Origin of the sequence: Escherichia sp. MOD1-EC5433, assembly GCF_002966005.1 — a bacterium.
GTDB classification, from domain to species: Bacteria; Pseudomonadota; Gammaproteobacteria; order Enterobacterales; family Enterobacteriaceae; genus Escherichia; species Escherichia ruysiae.
On sequence record NZ_PTRL01000005.1, the window covers coordinates 283667 to 303470 of the forward strand.

Below are 19804 nucleotides of genomic sequence, written 5' to 3' on the forward strand. Positions count from 1 at the left end.
CGCTATTTGCGCTTAATCCGCAGTCCATCGCGGCAACAAGGAGTAAAGATGAGAACCGTAAAGGTATTTGAGGAAGCCTGGCCGTTACATACCCCGTTTGTAATTGCTCGTGGCAGCCGCAGTGAAGCGCGTGTGGTAGTTGTTGAACTGGAAGAAGATGGCGTTAAAGGTGCCGGGGAATGCACTCCCTATCCGCGCTATGGTGAAAGTGACGCTTCAGTAATGGCGCAAATTATGAGTGTTGTACCGCAACTGGAAAAAGGGCTGACACGTGAAGAATTACAAAAAATTCTGCCTGCGGGCGCGGCGCGTAATGCGCTGGATTGCGCATTGTGGGATCTCAGTGCACGTAAACAGCAGCAGACTCTGGCTGAATTTATCGGTATAACGCTTCCCGACACCATTACCACTGCACAGACGGTTGTCATCGGTACGCCTGATCAAATGGCCAGCAGTGCTGTGGCACTATGGCAAGCAGGGGCGAAATTGCTGAAAGTGAAACTGGATAACCATCTTATTAGCGAGCGGATGGTGGCAATTCGCTCGGCTGTACCCGATGCAACGTTGATTGTTGATGCGAATGAATCCTGGCGCGCAGAGGGATTGGCAGCGCGATGTCAGTTGCTGGCTGATTTAGGCGTCGCGATGCTGGAACAACCGCTTCCCGCACAGGACGATGCGGCGCTGGAGAATTTTATTCATCCGTTACCCATTTGTGCTGATGAAAGTTGTCATACCCGTAGCAATCTGAAGGCGCTGAAAGGGCGCTATGAGATGGTTAATATCAAACTCGATAAAACGGGGGGGCTGACCGAAGCCCTGGCATTGGCGACCGAAGCGCGCGCCCAGGGTTTCAGCCTGATGTTGGGCTGCATGTTGTGCACCTCGCGCGCCATTAGCGCCGCTTTACCATTGGTGCCACAGGTCAGTTTTGCCGATCTTGATGGACCGACCTGGCTGGCGGTGGATGTGGAGCCGGCGCTACAGTTTACGACCGGCGAATTGCATCTTTAGGATGCCAGCGCAGTAAATTCGCCATTGCAAAGAGATACTTTTCACTGGCTTCATCGGAGGAGATGGGCGGAAACTCGGCGGTAATACAGTGCAGGTTCAGATCCGCACACCAACTGCCGAAGGAGCCGGGGGTTTCGTATCCGACGCTGGTCACCAGCGGCAATTCAAATGCCTGAGCCAGCCACTCACCTAATTCACTGTGTCGGGGATCTTCAATACAAACCAGAGGATCGTGAAAAGAGACAATCCAGGCGGGGTGGATACGATGAATGAGCTGGCACAACGCCTGAGTTTCAGGTTCGGAGCCGGGTTTATCGCCGGTCAGCAAGACCACGTCGCGCTCTTCGGCGGCACTGTTCCAGCGATACACCGTTTCACCTTCCTTCCAGTTCGCCGCCGGAAAGTTTCTGTTTAGATCCACACCATTGGCATTAGCCCGCAGACCAAGCTGGCAACCGTCAGGATTCACACAGAGCACGACATGATGGCGGCGCAGAGACGGTGTTAACGTGCGTAATGCGCAGGAGAGGGTGACGACGGAAGAATTTTCGTCGCCGTGGGTGCCAGCCAGGATTAAACCACTTTCGCTGCTGGCAGCAGAAGCCGGAAACCAGATCAACGGCGCACCTAATAATGAACGTCCGTAATGTTCGGTTCCTGGCGGAAAAGCGCCCCGTTCGGCGCGCGGGCGGGTCACGGTCATAATCGTCTCGAATATAAGAAGTATTACAGGCAGTGTTGTGCAAATTTTGCGGATTATCAAATCCTTTTCGACAACGATATGTTATCGATCCTTTATCACTTTTTTGCCGGAAGTTATTTGCATTTCTTCAAGGAGAAACAAATAATTACGCATCAATCTTAACATCATTTTGAGGGTATCTTATGCAGCACTCTGTTTCAGTTACTTGTTGTGCGCTGTTAGTCAGCAGCATTTCCCTGTCGTATGCTGCAGAAGTTCCGGGCGGCACAGTACTGGCAGAGAAGCAAGAGCTGGTACGCCACATTAAAGATGAGCCAGCTTCGTTAGATCCCGCGAAAGCCGTGGGTTTGCCAGAGATTCAGGTCATTCGCGATTTGTTTGAAGGTCTGGTGAATCAAAACGAGAAAGGGGAGATTGTGCCTGGTGTCGCCACGCAGTGGAAAAGTAATGACAATCGTATCTGGACTTTTACCCTGCGCGAGAACGCCAAATGGGCCGATGGTACGCCGGTAACGGCGCAAGATTTTGTCTATAGCTGGCAGCGTCTGGTGAACCCGAAAACGTTGTCTCCGTTTGCCTGGTTTGCCGCGCTGGCAGGGATCAATAACGCTCAGGCGATTATTGATGGTAAGGCTACGCCTGACCAACTAGGCGTCACCGCTGTTGATGCTCATACCCTGAAAATTCAGCTTGATAAACCATTGCCCTGGTTTGTGAATTTAACGGCTAACTTTGCTTTCTTCCCGGTGCAAAAAGCCAACGTTGAAAGTGGTAAAGAGTGGACGAAACCAGGGAATCTGATCGGCAATGGCGCTTATGTACTTAAAGAGCGCGTGGTTAATGAAAAGCTGGTCGTTGTGCCGAATACTCATTATTGGGATAACGCCAAAACTGTGCTGCAAAAAGTCACTTTCTTGCCGATTAACCAGGAATCTGCTGCCACTAAACGCTATCTCGCAGGTGATATTGATATCACTGAATCCTTCCCGAAAAATATGTATCAAAAGCTGTTGAAGGATATTCCAGGGCAGGTTTACACGCCGCCACAGTTGGGGACGTATTATTATGCATTTAACACGCAAAAAGGACCGACGGCAGATCAACGAGTGCGGCTGGCATTAAGTATGACAATTGATCGCCGTCTGATGACGGAAAAAGTGCTGGGCACGGGTGAAAAACCAGCATGGCATTTCACGCCAGATGTTACTGCCGGATTTACGCCAGAACCTTCGCCGTTTGAACAAATGAGTCAGGAAGAACTGAATGCTCAGGCGAAAACATTGTTGAGCGCCGCCGGGTATGGCCCACAGAAACCGTTGAAACTTACACTGTTATATAACACTTCGGAAAATCACCAGAAAATTGCTATCGCTGTGGCGTCGATGTGGAAAAAGAATCTTGGCGTAGATGTCAAACTGCAAAATCAGGAATGGAAAACCTATATTGATAGTCGTAATACCGGCAATTTTGATGTTATCCGCGCCTCGTGGGTTGGGGATTATAATGAACCATCAACCTTCCTGACACTGTTAACGTCAACACACTCAGGAAATATTTCCCGCTTTAACAATCCGGCATACGACAAAGTGCTGGCCCAGGCATCGACTGAAAACACCGTTAAAGCACGCAACGCCGATTACAACACGGCAGAGAAAATCCTCATGGAGCAAGCACCGATTGCGCCAATTTATCAATATACCAATGGACGGCTAATCAAGCCGTGGCTGAAAGGTTATCCCATTAATAACCCGGAAGATGTGGCTTATAGCCGGACTATGTATATTGTAAAACATTGATTATGATGTCATCTGGCGCAAAAGTTGCGCCAGATTTTACAACCCCGATAAAATCCCTCTCTTTTTTAAACTTACCCTATAAAAATTGCTCTCAAGATGAGACTGTGAAATTTCCAGTTTATATTAAGTACAAACTCTAATCATAAATTTTATTTTCCTGCTGTATTACATACTCCAAATATAGGCTGTGCTTTACTTTTTTTATAACGTGAAGTGTATTTCATTACTTGTAAAACATCTTCATATGAAAATAAACACACAGCTAAAAATGGGGTGGTAAAATGAAAAAAGCCTCCGCTATTCCGTTAGTTATCTCGCTATTCCTCTCTCATTATTCTTCTTTTAGTCTGGCCGCAGAGCCGCTTCCCGATGCCGCATCACTGGGACTGGAAAACTTAACTAATGATCTCTCACGACAGCAGTTATTTGTAAAAATCCTGGGATCAGATCTTTCCCGTGAAATGGAATATGACACGTTCGCAGTAAAAAAATATTTTAAATTTCCGACTGATGTCTCTTATGACTCGGTATTAAATCAACCGCGACCAAGTTCTTTATTTGGAGTGGATATCAGCCATCATAACGGTAAGAATTTTCCAATCGAACTGTTGGCAAAAAATAAGTCTGTGTTTCTGTATATGAAGTCCAGTCAAGGAACGCGTTATGTCGATCCCGAATTTTCCGGTTTCTGGCAACGGGCCGGGGATACGGAACGGGGGATAAAATTACACCGTGGAGCATATCATTTTCTTTCCAGCGGTACACCGGCAGACGACGCTGAAACATGGGGACGCAAGCAGGCGATGACGTTTGTTAAAATTATTAAAGCTAACGGGGGATTACGCGCAACGGATATGCCACCGGCGGTGGATGTGGAGTGGGATGTGGACTCATCAACGGGTAAGGATCGTTGGCAAAAGCGTAAACCAGCTGAAATTATAACGATGATCAAGGCGTTTACCGCACAGGTCGAAGCCGATTTAGGGCGTAAACCGGTTATCTACACTGCGCGAGCCTGGTGGAAAGATGCCGTTGGTGGGGAAAATAGTTTTGCCCAGGTTGCAGATCACAAACTGTGGCTGGCTGATTACTCTAATCAGGCTCAGGCCAGTGAAACACCGCGTTCAATCAACCAGACAAAATGGGCGATCTGGCAGTTCACCGACGCAGCACAGCTTAATTTAGGATCGAGTAAGAAGTTTGATGCCAGTATTTATAAAGGTCCAATTGCTGAATTTTATACCACTTTGGGCGTGCAGGAATTTTAACTTATGAACAGACGATGGCTTACTTTATGTATATCGGTTCTGGGGCTATTTGTTGCCGGAATATCACATGGAATATCAGATGCACGTGCAGATGATATTTGTAAAAATGGTGCAATGGTTCCTGATGAGTATTGTCATTTTTTTATCCATTATGGGCCTGAGGCTCCTGGTAAACTGGATATCCGTATCAGTGATGCATTAAAAATACCAGATCAGGATGCAGCGAAAACTCGCGCGATTGGGCTGATTATTTCAATTTCAAAATATCCACTGTTACATGCAGATATTCCAGCAGCTGCAGTAGACGGTCAAAGAATGGCTGATTTTCTTATTAATGGGCAAAAGTTTGATGAGGTTATTTTACTGAAAGATCAGGATGCGTCACTGGATAACATTAATTATTTTCTGAAAGAATATCTCCCTGCCAGAGGGATGATGTTTGATAAGAAAGCTCGCTTGTTAATTGCTTATTCAGGTCATGGGCGTTTTGGCACTCAAAATGGTAATTCTGATAAGGCACCGGCATTTGTTTTGAGTAATGCTACAGATATCGATGGTTCAAAAGGCATGTATGAAATGCCAGCTTTGAATGCTCAACTCAACATTCTGGCAAAGCGTTATTTCCATGTTTTGACTTTAGTTAATGCTTGTTTTGGTTCAGGTCTTTTTGGCATGACAGATGGCGCAGGGAATTCAAACGCGTATAGTAAACCAGGTGCGTATGCGATAGCCGCTGGTGATGATAAAACAGAAGTTTATTCCCTGGAAAAAGATAAAGGCAGTGTATTTTTTGATACCCTTATAAAAGGCGTTGCTGATGGCGTTGCCGACGAACGCTTCGGGAAATCGTATATGGTAAAAATTGATGGTAAAAAGGAATACTACGCGGGCATTACCCGAATATTAAGTTTGTTTATCTATGTGAACGACCAATATATAAAAATCAATGAAAAACTGGACGAGGAAGGGAAAGGAATACATCTCAGTGATGCTTGGATAGGAGCAACAGAAAACCCAGCCGGACCGGGTGGTTTCTTCTTTATTAACGATCCTGCGGTCAGTCGTCTGGATAAAAAAACACAATTATCAGCCGGGAATGCAGATGAATTTACAAATGTTGATAAGACCGCATATTCTATTAAAGAACCGCCTACTGCGCCAGATGAACCAAAGAACAAAGATATAACACCTATTGAAATTCCTTATGGCCCCGTAAGTGCAATTCCCAACCGACCTGATATCCGTATCTTCAAAACACCGGATATTTACCCGATCAGTGGTCATGATATTTCGTCTAACGATGGCGAAATCGACTGGAAATTGTTTCAGGAGAAATCACCTGCGCGTTTTGTCTACGTGAGAGTGGTTGGCTGGAGAGGGCCAGACTCGTCGTTTAAGGCTCACTGGAAGCAATTAGCAGATTCAAAATTTGATCGCGGAGGCTATTTTAAATTTGATTTTTGCCACACTCCTGAGGCGCAACTGGAAACAGCAAAAAGCCTGCTGCCTGAAGACCCGAAAATGTTGCCTCCCGGTATTTTACTGGTGAATCCAGAAGGTGAAGATACAACCCAACTGGCTTGTTTTAAAAAATCGGGAATGGTGAATGCACGGAATGATATTTTACGTTTTGCTGCCCTGATGTATAAAAATTACCATAAAATACCAATATTTTATGGCAATCATAATAATTTGTCTCATTTCATGGACAGTCGGTTCGACCAGTATATGGTGTGGATGGGGTATTGGGGACAAGCTGGTGTGAAACTCGAGGGGCGTAATCCCTGGACACTTTGGCAATATTCAGGAAACGAAAAGGTGCCGGGCATTGGTCACAGCACAGAGTCAGAAGTTTTCTTTGGTACTGAAGAACAGTATGCCCAGTTTAAAGCGGGTGAGAATAATGTCGCTCTGGCTGCGGTCAATTGAGGAAATAAATAAAACCGGATGTCGAATATTATTATCGTCATCCGGTTTTGTTGAGTGTTATTTAAGCTGTTCGGGAGGTGTAATATTATCCATATACAGCGTCTGGCTGGGGAAGGCAAAGTCCGCGCCGTGTGACTGCACAATATCAATAATCTTCAAATAAACATCCTGCTGGGCGGCCAGCCATTCGGCCCAGACCGTGGTCTTAGTAAAGCAATAGACCATAATATTTAATGACGAATCGGCAAACTGGTTGAAATAAACCAGTAAGGTTTGTCGCTGGTCGATAGCGGGGTGATTTTTCAGCATCTCACGTACGGCTTCGACAATAGCCCCAACTTTTGCGGCATCTTCATAACGTAAACCAATGGTAGTGGTAATACGCCGGTTGGTCATTCGCCCTGGGTTTTCTACGCTAATGGACGAAAAAAGCGAGTTCGGTACGTACAGTGGGCGATTATCAAAGGTGGTGATTTTTGTGATACGCCAGCCAATTTCTGCTACTGTGCCTTCGATATTCCTGTCCGGTGAACGGATCCAGTCGCCAATACTAAAGGGGCGATCGAAATAGAGCATAATCCCGGAAAAGAAGTTACTCAGAATATCTTTACCGGCCATACCGACAGCCAGACCACCAATACCACCAAAGGTCAACAAACCAGAAAGGCTCATGCCGAAATGTTCGCCATAAAGCAGAACAATCACCACGATAATGCTGATTTTGATGATGCGCGACATAATCCGCGCGCTGGTGATGTCTCGACCTTTTTTTATCTGTTGCCTTTCAAACTGATTAATCAGGAGAAATAACTTAACCGTCAGAATAAGCGCAATCAGTGACGTACAGATAAAATCGATAACGCCTGGGGTGATAAATTTGAGTTTGTAATTTTCAATAACATAATTAATGATGCTGCCGACAGCACTGATAATTATGGTGTAGATCAAAAATTGAACCGCATGGAATAAGAATCCTTTTCTTTTACGATTTCCACGACGAAACCAAAAGCTCATCAGAATCAATGCTGCGCAGCTACCGAAAATAATGACCAGATTAAGCGCATTATTTGTAAACAGTTCAGCGATCATTGTTTTATCAGGCTCCTCCAGATAATTGATGTCATGCCGGAAACCCCTGGCGGGGGTATTTTATCGCGATAATTCATTCATATCATCAATAGACAGGGAAGGAAGTAGCAACATTAGCGAATTTATCAATGGGTTGATGATTTGAACGGCAACAATCTCATGCTTTCTGGGCAGACAACGAGGAAATGTCATGATATTGTTACGCACAAGTAACAAAGAGTTTATCTGCATAAGGATTACATCATGATCATGACGAAGCTGAAGTCAGCAAAGGGGAAGAAGTTTCTCTTTGGTCTGTTGGCGGTTTTCATTATTGCGGCGTCAGTTGTGACTCGCGCGACTATCGGCGGTGTTATCGAACAATATAATATTCCGCTTTCTGACTGGACGACATCAATGTATGTGATTCAGTCATCGATGATTCTTGTTTATAGTCTGGTCTTTACTGTATTGCTGGCAATCCCGCTGGGAATTTATTTCCTCGGTGGTGATGAGAAGTAAATAAAAGAAAGGCCCGAGATATCGGGCCTTGCAAGTAATTGATAAACAATTAATCGTCTTCTTCGTCATCCAGTTCGACAGGCGTCTGGTACTGATCAGGTTTAATCACCAGCAAATCGCAGCGGAGATGATCAATCACCTGTTCTGCCGTATTACCAAGGAATGCCGCAGAGATACCGGTGCGTCCCACAGTGCCAAGAACGACAATCCCTGCCTGCAAATGTTCGGCCAGATCTGGAATCACTTCTTCAGGCAAACCTTTTTCAACGTGCGTCATGTTTTCATTAATGCCGAATTTCTGCCGCAGGGCTTTCATCGCCAGCAAATGTTGTCCACGAATGGCATCGTTATAAACGCTTGGATCAAATTCCGGCAGTTCAATGGCAATATTGATAGGTGTTACGGGGTAGGCGCCAACCAGATGGACTTCGGTGTGATTTACCTGTTCTGCCAGCTCGATCGTTTCTTTCACCAGTTTTTCATTGAGCGCATTATGATACGGCTCTTCACTGGCGAGATTCACCGCCACCAGCGCCTTACCACCTTCCGGCCACGGCTGGTCTTTCACCATCCACACCGGGCTTGGGCATTTGCGTAACAGGTGCCAGTCGGTAGGGGTGAAAATAACCGCTTCCAGACGGTCATGTTGGTGCGCCATTTTTAGCACCAAATCGTGCCCACTGCTAACCACTTCCTGAATGATGGCTTCGAAAGGACGGTTATGCCATACCACTTTAATTTCAATCGGGACGCCAGCGTTGAGATAATACTTTGCCTGCTCATGGATCCAGGCAGTACGCTGGCTGATAACCCCCTGACGCATAGCGGTACGCTCGTCGGGAGAGAGCAGGGTAGTCATTTCGTATGAGAAGTCATAAATCGGCAAAAAGGCTTTAATTTTGCCACCAATCCGTTGATGTAAATAAACAGCTCGCCGTAATGCCGGTTGATCGTCCTGGTTAGGGTCGATAACAACGAGCATGTTCTGATACATAGCCATACAGGGTCTCCTTACAACAACTGTCAACGCAGTTTGTAATTAAAAGATTAACCCATATCTGGTGAATGAAACAGTGATGAACCTTCTGCCAGATCAATAAATCAGAAAAATTTAATGATATGACAGAAGGATAGTTGATTATGCGGAAAAATCAGGCAACGTTACGCGTATGACCAGCAAGCAAGGCCAGCGCATCGTTATTTTCGATGGTGATGTATTTACCTTTGACTGCCAACATGCCGCTTTTCTGGAAACGACCCAGCAGACGACTGATGGTTTCTACCGTCAGGCCAAGATAGTTACCGATATCGCCACGAGTCATCGTCAGGCGGAATTCACGAGGGGAGAAGCCGCGTTGGGCAAAACGACGGGACAGGTTGTAGATAAAAGCAGCCAGGCGTTCTTCTGCATTTTTCTTCGACAACAGCAGGATCATGTCCTGATCGCCTTTGATTTCACCGCTCATCAGACGCATCATCTGCTGACGCAGATTCGGCATTTTACCAGACAGATCGTCCAGGGTTTCGAACGGGATTTCACATACCATTGAGGTTTCCAGCGCCTGGGCGAAACTCGGGTGATGACCGCTACCAATAGCGTCAAAACCTACCAGATCGCCTGCTAAATGGAAGCCAGTGATTTGCTCGTCGCCTTGCTCTGTGATGGTATAACTTTTAATCGTACCGGAGCGGATGGCATAAAGCGATTTAAGTTCATCACCAGCCTTAAACAGCGTCTGGCCTTTCTGAATAGGCTTCTTTCGCTCGATGATATTATCAAGCTGATCAAGCTCATGTTCGTTGAGTGTGAACGGGATGCAAAGCTGACTGATGCTGCAATCCTGGCAATGGATAGCACAACCGCCAGACTGAATGCGCCGTATAATTCGCTTTTCCGGGATCATAGGTCTGCTCAAGCCGTAATTGATATTTGTCAATTTTAACATCTTTTTAGGGAGCAAGTAAGTCTAAGCAAACCTTAACAGCGGAGAATTCCGATAATAGATGTAAATTTATGTCTATCCCTTTGAAAACCTTTAAATTGTTAAGGGTAACTTTACATAAAACTGTGAACAAATCGGCACAAATTGTTTAAGGTTTACAGCAGCAGATAGCCTTCATGGCGCAATAACCACTCTTTTCGCTGCACTCCGCCTGCATATCCTGTCATCGTGCCGTTTCGTCCAATAACCCGGTGGCAAGGGACGACGATGCTGATCGGATTAGAGCCATTTGCTGCGCCAACGGCACGCGCTGCGCCTGGTCGACCCAGATGTTCAGCAAGTTGACCGTAATGCATTACCTGCCCGCAGGGGATAGTGCGCAGTGTTTTCCAGACCTCGCGCTGAAATGGCGTGCCTCCTGTGGCGGTAGGAAGAGTATCAATAATGCTAAGATTCCCGGCAAAATAGTCACGAAGTTTGTCGCTTAAGCCCCCTGGATTGGTGGCAGAAATGCGCTCATAACCTTCTTTGCGATAATGGATGTCCAGCAGCTGCACCATGCGTTCGCTGTACTCTTCCCATTCAACCGCCCGCAGACGAAATTGTTCATCGCAAATCACCCACAGAGGTCCCAGTGGCGTGGCAATTTTTTCTTCAAGTAATCTCAGCATCCGTTCTCTCTTAAGACAAACGTGGGTAAATCCCCGAACCAATAGGCTGACCGATAAGATACCACGCCAGCAACATTAGCAGCTATACCACCAAAAAGATTAAGACTAACAAAGAGTAAGTACCTGGTTTCGCGTCTGGTTTGTCGCGATCTGGTAGCATAAAGCGATTTTTCTGCCTGAATAAATGGGGGTAATCCATCACCTGGCTCGAGGCTGGAATAATTCCAGTCAGCGAAATTTTACCGAAGGCGACCTGTTATTTGATTCAGCAGCGTGATAGCCGCCTGGCACCACTGAACTCGCCATTCATCACCCAATCCCGGCGAGAATGTAGTTATTTACAGAGCTAAAAAATGAATAAAAAAATAGAGCCTGTCGACATCCGCCAGACTCTACAGTACACACAGCAGTGCATCCGCGTCTTAAATCCGGCCTGGGTTCCTCGTGACCGGTGACAGTGTTATAACGGTTTTGCCCATCCGTTGCCAATTTTCTTCAGTGACAGATTTCACGAAAATATAAGTTAAATCATTCGTCTCGTGATTGCATAATCATGCATCGCTAATCTGCGTTCTGCTCTTCATCGCATTTTTGTTAGTTCCTGCTATGAATAAATCACCCTGATCGGATGCCTGAATTAAACCCGGCCTAAACTGTTCGATACTGTCACCAGGCTAGTATAAAATGCCCCGCCTGTGCAGACACCAGCAGGTATGGAGCAAAGTATTGTTTCAATCTGCGAAGTGAACGATGCAGCAAATATCAGATGTGTGAAGGTGCATAGGAGGTTACATGAACCTTGACGACAAATCGCTGTTTCTTGACGCCATGGAAGATGTCCAGCCACTGAAGCGCGCTACAGATGTCCACTGGCATCCAACGCGTAACCAACGTGCGCCGCAGCGTATCGACACGCTGCAACTTGATAATTTCCTTACCACTGGATTTCTCGACATCATCCCGCTAAGCCAGCCGCTGGAGTTTCGGCGGGAAGGGCTGCAACATGGGGTGCTGGATAAGTTATGCAGCGGTAAATATCCGCAGCAGGCCAGCCTGAATCTTCTACGTCAGCCGGTGGAAGAGTGCCGCAAAATGGTGTTTAGTTTTATTCAACAGGCATTGGCGGATGGTTTGCGTAACGTGCTGATTATTCATGGCAAAGGGCGGGACGATAAATCGCACGCCAACATTGTTCGCAGCTATGTGGCGCGCTGGCTGACCGAGTTTGATGATGTTCAGGCATATTGTACCGCGCTACCGCATCATGGCGGCAGCGGGGCGTGTTACGTCGCACTCCGTAAAACGGCGCAGGCGAAGCAGGAAAACTGGGAGCGCCACGCTAAACGCAGCCGTTGATCACGGGACGCTTCCGTGGCTTATGCTGCCAGCACGCGGTTGCGTCCATCATTTTTTGCCCGATACAACGCATCATCGACCCGTTTAAACAGTTCATCAATACTTTCATTTCCTTCGTTATGCGCCACGCCAATACTGACGGTGAAGCGCGGCAAGCCCGAAATGCTCACTTTTGCCACGCTCAAGCGGATAGTTTCAGCCAACGAAAGTGCAGTATCCAGAGGGGTTCTGGGCAATAATAAGACGAACTCTTCACCACCCCAGCGAAACACCAAATCACCTTTGCGGGCGCAGCTTTCGAGTGTACGGGCAAGTGCGTATAACACTTCATCCCCTTTCTGATGACCGTATAAATCGTTGATATGTTTAAAACGATCGGTGTCGATGAGCAGCAAACTGTAGTCCTGAGCGATTGCCAGGTGCTGCATCTGTCCTGGTTCAGTTATGTGGTAAAACTGTCGACGGTTAAGTAATCCCGTTAGCGCATCATGGTGGGCCGCATGTTCCAGCTGTTCCTCGAGCCTTTTTTGCTCAGTAATATCATGTACGATGCATAACATTAACCTGTCACCGTAAATCTCAATTGGTCCAGCATAAGTTTGTACGTGTCGAACGGAACCATCTGCCAGTTTATGGACAAAATTGAGGGGCTTATGCCCGCCGGGTAAACGTGAAATTTCATGCATGACAGGCATAACGCGACGCCCAAGCATATTAATTTCCCAGGTGTGTTTCTGACACATTGTTTCATGGTTATAGCCATAGAAATTAAGCGCGGCCAGATTGGCATCGACGATTTGGCCATCACGCGAGGGATCTATCAACAACATTGGCGCGGAGTTAGTCAGAAAAAAACGCGCATAAAACCCTTGTTTTTTACGTTGATAATTCGCAGAGCGGCTGGCTTTTAAACCCAGAGTTGCGGGTGTTTCCATTCCTTCAAATATAATTACTTTCTCTATGTCATTAATCTCTTTGAGGGTCAACCGACAGCTTAATGCTGTATCTTCACCATTACGCTGGACAGTGAGGATTTCTACAATATCAAGCTGGTTATGCAGGTCTGTAAGGTATTTAGGCAGTTCGTTTTGCGAGGAGATGGAATAGAGGCCGGTACGTAGCTGACTAAAAGTGAGTTCTTGCATCAACAGTCGCGCAGCACTATTGGCATAAATTAATTGTTCCTCGAAGGGTGAAACGATCCAGACAGGACTGGTTAATAAGTCCAGTGCATTGAAGTTGTGCGTAGTCATTGAAATCCCGTTATTTTTATCAATCTTTTGTTGCTACCTGATCGCAAAAATGCCACGACAAATGATCAGATAATTCTGATAATGATAGACGCTATTTAACGCTTCACACGTTTTCAAATAAGGAAAAGTATTTTGCTTTCTGTATTTAATTTTGACAGGATTTTATTAATCATTTCAGGGTAATGGGGTGATGAGATTTTGCGTAACATGACCAGAAGACTAGACTACAAAATAATCCGTTGATGATGGGAGGCACTGTGGAAGTGATTAAGGGAGCGGACGTAAATGTCCCGGATGCAGTATTTGCCTGGATTCTGGATGGCAAAGGTGGCGTTAAACCGCTGGAAAATACAGATGAGATAGATGAAGCGCATCCTTGCTGGCTCCACCTCAATTATGTGCACCATGACAGCGCCCAGTGGCTGGCGACGACACCACTGCTGCCAAATAATGTGCGCGATGCGCTGGCGGGAGAAAGTACACGGCCCAGAGTCAGTCGTCTTGGCGAAGGGACGCTGATTACTTTGCGCTGCATTAATGGCAGTACTGATGAACGTCCCGACCAGCTGGTGGCCATGCGTGTTTATATGGACGGACGGTTAATTGTCTCGACCCGACAACGTAAAGTGTTGGCGTTGGATGATGTGGTTAGCGATCTGGAAGAGGGCACTGGTCCGACCGATTGCGGCGGCTGGTTGGTGGATGTGTGTGATGCGTTGACCGATCATTCCAGTGAGTTTATAGAACAACTGCACGATAAAATTATCGACCTGGAAGATAATCTACTCGATCAACAAATTCCTCCGCGCGGTTTCCTGGCGCTACTGCGTAAACAATTAATTGTTATGCGTCGCTATATGGCGCCGCAACGTGATGTTTATGCTCGCCTTGCCAGCGAACGCCTGCCGTGGATGAATGACGACCAACGCCGTCGAATGCAGGATATTGCCGATCGTCTCGGACGTGGTCTGGATGAGATTGACGCCTGTATTGCCCGAACTGGCGTGATGGCAGATGAAATCGCCCAGGTCATGCAGGAAAATTTAGCGCGTCGCACGTATACAATGTCCTTGATGGCAATGGTCTTTTTACCCAGTACGTTTTTAACGGGATTATTTGGCGTCAACCTTGGTGGTATTCCTGGTGGGGGATGGCAATTCGGCTTTTCGCTTTTTTGTATTCTGTTAGTTGTTCTTATTGGTGGTGTTGCTTTATGGTTGCATCGTAGTAAATGGTTGTAACAAAAGAAAATTTGTCTACTTCCTGTATACAAAAACGCCGTAAAGTTTGAGCGAAGTCAATAAACTCTCTACCCATTCAGGGCAATATCTTCCTCGCAGGTGAATGCAACGTCAAGCGATGGGCGTTGCGCTCCATATTGTCTTACTTCCTTTTTTGAATTACTGCATAGCACAATTGATTCGTACGACGCCGACTTAGATGAGTCGGCTTTTTTTTGCCTGTTATTTGTCAGCGTCTACCCTTTAAGAGTCCACCCAATGACCGGAGGGAAATATGACGACACTCATTTATTTGCAAATTCCTGTCCCTGAACCGATTCCTGGCGATCCTGATCCGATTCCTCGTCCGCAACCTATGCCCGATCCGCCGCCAGATGAAGAACCGATTAAATTGTCGCATCGTGAGCGTAGATCTGCGAGGATACGCGCCTGCTAATTTTGCGTCGATGACCACGAGAATAGATTGTGACCGCTTTTTCTACCCTGAACGTTTTGCCTCCCGCCCAGCTCACTAACCTTAATGAGTTGGGTTATTTAACCATGACGCCGGTGCAGGCCGCCGCGCTTCCTGCGATCCTTACCGGAAAAGACGTTCGCGTGCAGGCGAAAACCGGCAGCGGCAAAACGGCGGCATTTGGCCTCGGGTTGTTACAGCAGATTGATGCGTCGCTGTTTCAGACCCAGGCTTTGGTACTGTGTCCTACGCGTGAGCTGGCGGATCAGGTTGCCGGGGAATTGCGTCGGTTGGCGCGTTTTCTGCCAAATACTAAAATCTTGACCTTATGCGGCGGTCAGCCGTTCGGTATTCAGCGTGATTCGCTGCAACATGCGCCGCATATTATCGTGGCAACGCCGGGTCGTTTGCTCGATCACCTGCAAAAAGGCACGGTATCGCTGGATGCGTTGAATACGCTGGTGATGGATGAAGCCGACCGCATGTTGGATATGGGATTTAGTGATGCCATTGATGATGTGATCCGTTTTGCACCTGCTTCTCGTCAGACGCTTTTGTTTTCGGCGACCTGGCCAGACGCAATTGCTGCGATTAGCGGTCGTGTACAACGCGATCCTTTGGCGATAGAAATTGATTCGACAGATGCTTTACCGCCTATTGAACAACAATTTTATGAAACATCCAGCAAGGCTAAAATTCCGTTATTACAACGGTTATTAAGTTTGCATCAACCCTCGTCTTGTGTTGTGTTTTGTAATACTAAAAAAGATTGTCAGGCTGTGTGTGACGCGCTGAATGAAGTAGGGCAAAGTGCATTGTCGTTACATGGCGATCTGGAGCAACGTGACCGCGATCAGACCCTGGTACGTTTTGCTAACGGTAGCGCCCGAGTGCTGGTAGCGACCGATGTCGCAGCGCGCGGTCTGGATATCAAATCTCTTGAGCTGGTAGTGAACTTTGAACTGGCGTGGGATCCTGAAGTTCATGTACATCGCATCGGGCGTACAGCGCGTGCAGGAAATAGCGGACTGGCGATCAGTTTCTGTGCCCCGGAAGAAGCACAGCGCGCCAATATCATTTCTGACATGTTGCAGATAAAACTTAACTGGCAAACGCCGCCAGCCAGTAGTTCCATTGTGCCGCTGGAAGCAGAGATGGCGACGTTGTGCATTGATGGCGGGAAAAAAGCCAAAATGCGACCGGGCGATGTGTTAGGTGCATTGACGGGCGATATTGGTCTTGATGGCGCAGATATTGGCAAAATCGCTGTGCATCCGGCGCATGTCTATGTCGCAGTGCGTCAGAGTGTCGCTCATAAGGCATGGAAGCAGTTACAGGGCGGGAAGATTAAAGGGAAAACGTGCCGGGTGCGGTTATTAAAATAACGAAATGTTGAATTGCCGGATGCGACGCTGGTTGCGTCTTATCCGGCCTATGCAAGAGTAGCCCGATAAGTTTGCGCATCGGGCGCTATCCTGGTTATTTCACTTCAACCACATTCAGCCGTAATTCATCCAGCTGATTCTCATCTTCTTCAGGCTGCCAGCCCGCAGGCTGTAGTGGGATCTCTTCGCGATCGAACGCCAGATCACCGCCGTTAACCACTTCGGAACCGTGGGTAATGCCTTTGAAATCGAAAAGACTGGTATCGCACAAATGAGACGGCACCACATTCTGCATCGCGCTGAACATCGTCTCAATTCGCCCCGGATAACGCTTATCCCAGTCACGCAGCATATCGGCAATCACCTGACGTTGCAGGTTAGGCTGTGAACCGCACAGGTTGCACGGAATAATCGGGAATGCTTTCGCATCGGCAAAGCGTTGAATATCTTTTTCGCGGCAGTAGGCCAACGGGCGAATAACGATGTGCTTGCCATCATCGCTCATCAGCTTCGGCGGCATACCTTTCATCTTGCCGCCGTAGAACATATTCAGGAACAACGTTTGCAGGATATCGTCACGATGGTGACCCAGCGCGATCTTCGTCGCACCCAGTTCCGTTGCGGTGCGGTAAAGGATACCGCGACGCAGACGAGAGCACAGTGAGCAGGTAGTTTTGCCCTCAGGAATCTTCTCTTTCACGATACCGTAAGTGTTCTCTTCAACAATCTTGTACTCAACGCCCAGCTTTTCGAGATACTCCGGCAGAACATGTTCCGGGAAACCAGGTTGTTTCTGGTCGAGGTTAACGGCAACCAGCGAAAAACTGATTGGCGCACTTTGCTGCAAATTACGCAGAATCTCCAGCATGGTATAGCTGTCTTTACCCCCGGAGAGGCAAACCATAATGCGATCGCCATCTTCAATCATATTGAAGTCAGCAATGGCTTCGCCTACGTTACGACGCAGACGTTTTTGCAATTTGTTCAGGTTGTATTGTTCTTTCTTACTAATTTCTTGATTTTGCGACATTTAAAAGCAACTCAATTCGTTATATGGCATCAGAAGAGTATGCGTCATGCCGGAATGTCCAGCATAAGAAATCTGATATAAAAACTGTGGCGTGTATGGTACGGATTAGAGGGGAAAATGTCAGCACATTTGCGAAATGAATCAAAAAGCCCGCAGCGACGTGCGGGCGTTAGTTTTTAGCGCACGACCAGCACAGAGCACTCTGCATGACGCACGACGGCGGCGGCGTTAGAGCCGAGCAGGTAGGTGGTGATATCCGGTCGATGGGAGGCAATGATGATCATATGAGCAGGGATCTTTTTCGCCATTTCCAGAATGCGGTCTTTTGGCGAACCTTCTTCAACATGAACATGCACTCTGTCAGTCGGCAGCTTGAATTTTTTAATTATCTCTTCCAGTTGCGATTTAGCTTCCGCTTTCAGGTCATCCATTGCCGGTAATTCTGCGGAATACGCTAAACCCAGAGAGGCATAGTAGGGCAGCGAAGGTATTACCGTCAGGAAATGAACCTCTGCATCATCAATCTTTGCCTCGGCCTCAACATGGCTAATCACGCGTTGAGTTAATTCTGAATCGGAAATATCGATAGGGACAAGAATCGTTCTGTTCATAAAACCTCCTGTTTTAGTATCCGCATAAAGTGTAACGCCAGATGAGGTCTTTTGTATAATGACGGAGTTCACATTTTTAATTTAGATTAAGCAGGATTTAATAAGTAGAAAAAGCCCGCCAGAGAGGCGGGCAGGCAGGATTAGAACTGATAAACCAGACCTAAAGCGACAATATCATCGGTAGAGATACCGTTGGCGGCGTAGAAGCTGTCATCTTCATCCAACAAGTTAATTTTATAGTCAACATAGGTAGACATATTTTTGTTGAAATAATATGTTGCGCCAACATCGGCGTATTTGACCAGATCTTTATCGTCAACACCGGCCGGGTTATCAGCACCACCAGCAGCGTTCAGGTCACGCCCTTTAGACATCAGGAAAGACACTGCCGGACGCAGACCAAAGTCAAACTGATATTGGGCAGTGACTTCAAAGTTCTGGGTCTTGTTCGCAACGGCGTAATCGCTGTTGCCAAATGGTGTCATATTACGCGTTTCGGAATACATGGTTGCCAGATAAATGTTGTTAGCATCATATTTAATCCCGGCAGTCCAGGCATCGGCTTTATCGCCACCCGCCGCAGTATGGTTAACCTGGTCATTGGTGCGGTCTGAGGAGGTGTATGCCGCGCCCGCGCTAAAGCCCATACCTAAATCGTAGGTTGTGGAAAGCCCCCAGCCGTCGCCGTTTTCATGACGAACATCACGTCCGTTGTTGGTGCCTTCCTGACCGTTGTTTACACCTTCGTTATTACCCTGATACTGCACTGCGAAGTTCAGACCATTAACCAGGTCGAAGAAATCAGTATTACGATATGTCGCTACCCCATTAGCACGACCAGTCATAAAGTTGTCTGCATTGGTGTAGGAGTCACCGCCAAATTCTGGCAGCATATCGGTCCAGCCCTCTACGTCGTACATTACACCGTAATTACGTCCGTAATCGAAAGAACCGTAATTTGCAAATTTCAATCCGGCGAATGCCAGACGAGTCCAGGATTGATTTTCTGAGGATTCAGTATTGTTTGCCTGAATATTGTATTCCCACTGACCATAGCCAGTGAGTTGATCGTTAATTTGTGTTTCGCCTTTAAATCCAAGACGTGCATAGCTCTGATCGCCATCTTTTGCAGAACTATCAGAAAAATAATGCAGGCCATCAACTTTGCCATAAAGATCTAATTTATTGCCGTCTTTATTATAAATTTCTGCTGCATGTACAGCACCTGCGGCGAGCAGGGCAGGGATTAAGAGTGCCAGTATTTTGCTTTTCATTGAAAAAATCCTTTAGTTATTTTATTTGCCTTTCATTCCCCGTGTGGGAAGTGAAAACATCCTAAAGGAAAAGTTCCATTAGCCGATAAATGTCATTTGTTACGCCTTAAGTAAAACCTTAATCAAATAATTCCTGGGAAATGATGATTAGTTTGGTGAATGATTTGATGGTTATACATGCAAAATAAAAATTATACTTTTAAAAAATGATGCGTTATTCTGCGTGGGTTATATGCCTTTATTGTCACAGATATTATTTATCGTTGGGTCATTGCTATAGTTATTT

Annotated in this window: 18 protein-coding genes and 2 pseudogenes; 10 read left to right on the forward strand and 10 right to left on the reverse strand. The window is 46.7% G+C overall.

Annotated elements, in window-relative coordinates:
- Nucleotides 1–48 precede the first annotated feature (48 nt).
- Complete coding sequence (gene ycjG, locus C3D30_RS13115; RefSeq protein ID WP_105286964.1) at nucleotides 49–1014, forward strand: L-Ala-D/L-Glu epimerase; 966 nt, start codon at nucleotides 49–51, stop codon at nucleotides 1012–1014.
- On the opposite strand, the gene mpaA is transcribed toward ycjG, so the two are convergent.
- Complete coding sequence (gene mpaA / locus C3D30_RS13120) at nucleotides 989–1717, reverse strand: murein tripeptide amidase MpaA (RefSeq protein WP_105286965.1); 729 nt, start codon at nucleotides 1715–1717, stop codon at nucleotides 989–991. The two genes, ycjG and mpaA, sit on opposite strands and share 26 nt — an antisense overlap.
- Before the next feature lie 182 nt (nucleotides 1718–1899).
- Between mpaA and mppA the strand changes: the two genes are divergently transcribed.
- The 3 genes from mppA (at nucleotide 1900) to C3D30_RS13135 (ending at nucleotide 6710) form a co-directional block, all read left to right on the forward strand.
- A complete protein-coding gene (gene mppA / locus C3D30_RS13125; protein WP_105282427.1) occupies nucleotides 1900–3513 on the forward strand; it encodes a murein tripeptide ABC transporter substrate-binding protein MppA in 1614 nt (537 codons plus the stop codon).
- A 281-nt stretch (nucleotides 3514–3794) separates the two neighbouring features.
- Nucleotides 3795–4781 (forward strand): glycoside hydrolase family 25 protein, encoded by a 987-nt coding sequence (locus tag C3D30_RS13130; RefSeq protein ID WP_105285801.1) that lies wholly within the window; start codon nucleotides 3795–3797, stop codon nucleotides 4779–4781.
- A gap of 3 nt (nucleotides 4782–4784) precedes the next feature.
- On the forward strand, nucleotides 4785–6710 hold the full coding sequence (locus tag C3D30_RS13135) for a GH25 family lysozyme (RefSeq protein WP_105285802.1): 1926 nt from the start codon (nucleotides 4785–4787) through the stop codon (nucleotides 6708–6710).
- Between the two features lie 57 nt (nucleotides 6711–6767).
- Here the strand turns inward: C3D30_RS13135 and ynaI are convergent, their stop codons facing one another.
- Complete coding sequence (gene ynaI / locus C3D30_RS13140; RefSeq protein WP_000559884.1) at nucleotides 6768–7799, reverse strand: low conductance mechanosensitive channel YnaI; 1032 nt, start codon at nucleotides 7797–7799, stop codon at nucleotides 6768–6770.
- 243 nt (nucleotides 7800–8042) lie between these two features.
- Between ynaI and C3D30_RS13145 the strand changes: the two genes are divergently transcribed.
- On the forward strand, nucleotides 8043–8300 hold the full coding sequence (locus C3D30_RS13145) for a DUF2534 family protein (protein ID WP_000606103.1): 258 nt from the start codon (nucleotides 8043–8045) through the stop codon (nucleotides 8298–8300).
- Nucleotides 8301–8349: 49 nt separating this feature from the next.
- On the opposite strand, the gene uspE is transcribed toward C3D30_RS13145, so the two are convergent.
- From uspE to C3D30_RS20870, 4 genes and pseudogenes are all read right to left on the reverse strand, one after another.
- Nucleotides 8350–9300, reverse strand: coding sequence for a universal stress protein UspE (gene uspE / locus C3D30_RS13150; RefSeq protein ID WP_001262134.1), 951 nt, complete (start codon nucleotides 9298–9300; stop codon nucleotides 8350–8352).
- Nucleotides 9301–9451: 151 nt separating this feature from the next.
- Complete coding sequence (gene fnr, locus C3D30_RS13155; protein WP_000611910.1) at nucleotides 9452–10204, reverse strand: fumarate/nitrate reduction transcriptional regulator Fnr; 753 nt, start codon at nucleotides 10202–10204, stop codon at nucleotides 9452–9454.
- A 194-nt stretch (nucleotides 10205–10398) separates the two neighbouring features.
- The gene (ogt, locus tag C3D30_RS13160) at nucleotides 10399–10914 is read right to left on the reverse strand and encodes a methylated-DNA--[protein]-cysteine S-methyltransferase (protein ID WP_000945003.1); all 516 of its coding nucleotides are present in this window, start codon (nucleotides 10912–10914) and stop codon (nucleotides 10399–10401) included.
- 10 nt (nucleotides 10915–10924) lie between these two features.
- A pseudogene (locus C3D30_RS20870) lies at nucleotides 10925–11146 on the reverse strand (p-aminobenzoyl-glutamate transporter); the annotation flags it as partial.
- Between C3D30_RS20870 and C3D30_RS20620 the strand changes: the two are divergent.
- Nucleotides 11133–11264: pseudogene (locus C3D30_RS20620) on the forward strand (LysR family transcriptional regulator); the annotation flags it as partial. The pseudogenes C3D30_RS20870 and C3D30_RS20620 sit on opposite strands and share 14 nt — an antisense overlap.
- A gap of 442 nt (nucleotides 11265–11706) precedes the next feature.
- Complete coding sequence (smrA, locus tag C3D30_RS13175; protein WP_076486936.1) at nucleotides 11707–12270, forward strand: DNA endonuclease SmrA; 564 nt, start codon at nucleotides 11707–11709, stop codon at nucleotides 12268–12270.
- A 20-nt stretch (nucleotides 12271–12290) separates the two neighbouring features.
- Here smrA and C3D30_RS13180 read toward each other — a convergent pair whose 3' ends face one another.
- Nucleotides 12291–13523, reverse strand: coding sequence for a sensor domain-containing diguanylate cyclase (locus C3D30_RS13180; RefSeq protein ID WP_105286966.1), 1233 nt, complete (start codon nucleotides 13521–13523; stop codon nucleotides 12291–12293).
- A 257-nt stretch (nucleotides 13524–13780) separates the two neighbouring features.
- Here C3D30_RS13180 and zntB point away from each other — a divergent pair, with 257 nt between their 5' ends.
- The 3 genes from zntB (at nucleotide 13781) to dbpA (ending at nucleotide 16603) form a co-directional block, all read left to right on the forward strand.
- Nucleotides 13781–14764, forward strand: coding sequence for a zinc transporter ZntB (zntB, locus tag C3D30_RS13185; RefSeq protein WP_016158374.1), 984 nt, complete (start codon nucleotides 13781–13783; stop codon nucleotides 14762–14764).
- A 274-nt stretch (nucleotides 14765–15038) separates the two neighbouring features.
- Nucleotides 15039–15200 (forward strand): proline-rich small protein YnaL, encoded by a 162-nt coding sequence (gene ynaL / locus C3D30_RS20490; RefSeq protein WP_105286967.1) that lies wholly within the window; start codon nucleotides 15039–15041, stop codon nucleotides 15198–15200.
- A 29-nt stretch (nucleotides 15201–15229) separates the two neighbouring features.
- Nucleotides 15230–16603 (forward strand): ATP-dependent RNA helicase DbpA, encoded by a 1374-nt coding sequence (gene dbpA / locus C3D30_RS13195; RefSeq protein ID WP_105286968.1) that lies wholly within the window; start codon nucleotides 15230–15232, stop codon nucleotides 16601–16603.
- A 94-nt stretch (nucleotides 16604–16697) separates the two neighbouring features.
- Here dbpA and ttcA read toward each other — a convergent pair whose 3' ends face one another.
- From ttcA to ompN, 3 genes are all read right to left on the reverse strand, one after another.
- On the reverse strand, nucleotides 16698–17633 hold the full coding sequence (gene ttcA / locus C3D30_RS13200; RefSeq protein WP_000081414.1) for a tRNA 2-thiocytidine(32) synthetase TtcA: 936 nt from the start codon (nucleotides 17631–17633) through the stop codon (nucleotides 16698–16700).
- A gap of 176 nt (nucleotides 17634–17809) precedes the next feature.
- On the reverse strand, nucleotides 17810–18244 hold the full coding sequence (gene uspF / locus C3D30_RS13205) for a universal stress protein UspF (protein WP_001082294.1): 435 nt from the start codon (nucleotides 18242–18244) through the stop codon (nucleotides 17810–17812).
- A 140-nt stretch (nucleotides 18245–18384) separates the two neighbouring features.
- The gene (ompN, locus tag C3D30_RS13210) at nucleotides 18385–19518 is read right to left on the reverse strand and encodes a porin OmpN (protein WP_105286969.1); all 1134 of its coding nucleotides are present in this window, start codon (nucleotides 19516–19518) and stop codon (nucleotides 18385–18387) included.
- Nucleotides 19519–19804 lie beyond the last annotated feature (286 nt).

Coding starts and splice junctions, on each gene's coding strand:
- ycjG (WP_105286964.1), top strand. CDS start 49: ATGAGAACCGTAAAGGTATTTGAGGAAGCCTGGCCGTTACATACCCCG.
- mpaA (WP_105286965.1), bottom strand. CDS start 1,717: ATGACCGTGACCCGCCCGCGCGCCGAACGGGGCGCTTTTCCGCCAGGA.
- mppA (WP_105282427.1), top strand. CDS start 1,900: ATGCAGCACTCTGTTTCAGTTACTTGTTGTGCGCTGTTAGTCAGCAGC.
- C3D30_RS13130 (WP_105285801.1), top strand. CDS start 3,795: ATGAAAAAAGCCTCCGCTATTCCGTTAGTTATCTCGCTATTCCTCTCT.
- C3D30_RS13135 (WP_105285802.1), top strand. CDS start 4,785: ATGAACAGACGATGGCTTACTTTATGTATATCGGTTCTGGGGCTATTT.
- ynaI (WP_000559884.1), bottom strand. CDS start 7,799: ATGATCGCTGAACTGTTTACAAATAATGCGCTTAATCTGGTCATTATT.
- C3D30_RS13145 (WP_000606103.1), top strand. CDS start 8,043: ATGATCATGACGAAGCTGAAGTCAGCAAAGGGGAAGAAGTTTCTCTTT.
- uspE (WP_001262134.1), bottom strand. CDS start 9,300: ATGGCTATGTATCAGAACATGCTCGTTGTTATCGACCCTAACCAGGAC.
- fnr (WP_000611910.1), bottom strand. CDS start 10,204: ATGATCCCGGAAAAGCGAATTATACGGCGCATTCAGTCTGGCGGTTGT.
- ogt (WP_000945003.1), bottom strand. CDS start 10,914: ATGCTGAGATTACTTGAAGAAAAAATTGCCACGCCACTGGGACCTCTG.
- smrA (WP_076486936.1), top strand. CDS start 11,707: ATGAACCTTGACGACAAATCGCTGTTTCTTGACGCCATGGAAGATGTC.
- C3D30_RS13180 (WP_105286966.1), bottom strand. CDS start 13,523: ATGACTACGCACAACTTCAATGCACTGGACTTATTAACCAGTCCTGTC.
- ynaL (WP_105286967.1), top strand. CDS start 15,039: ATGACGACACTCATTTATTTGCAAATTCCTGTCCCTGAACCGATTCCT.
- ttcA (WP_000081414.1), bottom strand. CDS start 17,633: ATGTCGCAAAATCAAGAAATTAGTAAGAAAGAACAATACAACCTGAAC.
- uspF (WP_001082294.1), bottom strand. CDS start 18,244: ATGAACAGAACGATTCTTGTCCCTATCGATATTTCCGATTCAGAATTA.
- ompN (WP_105286969.1), bottom strand. CDS start 19,518: ATGAAAAGCAAAATACTGGCACTCTTAATCCCTGCCCTGCTCGCCGCA.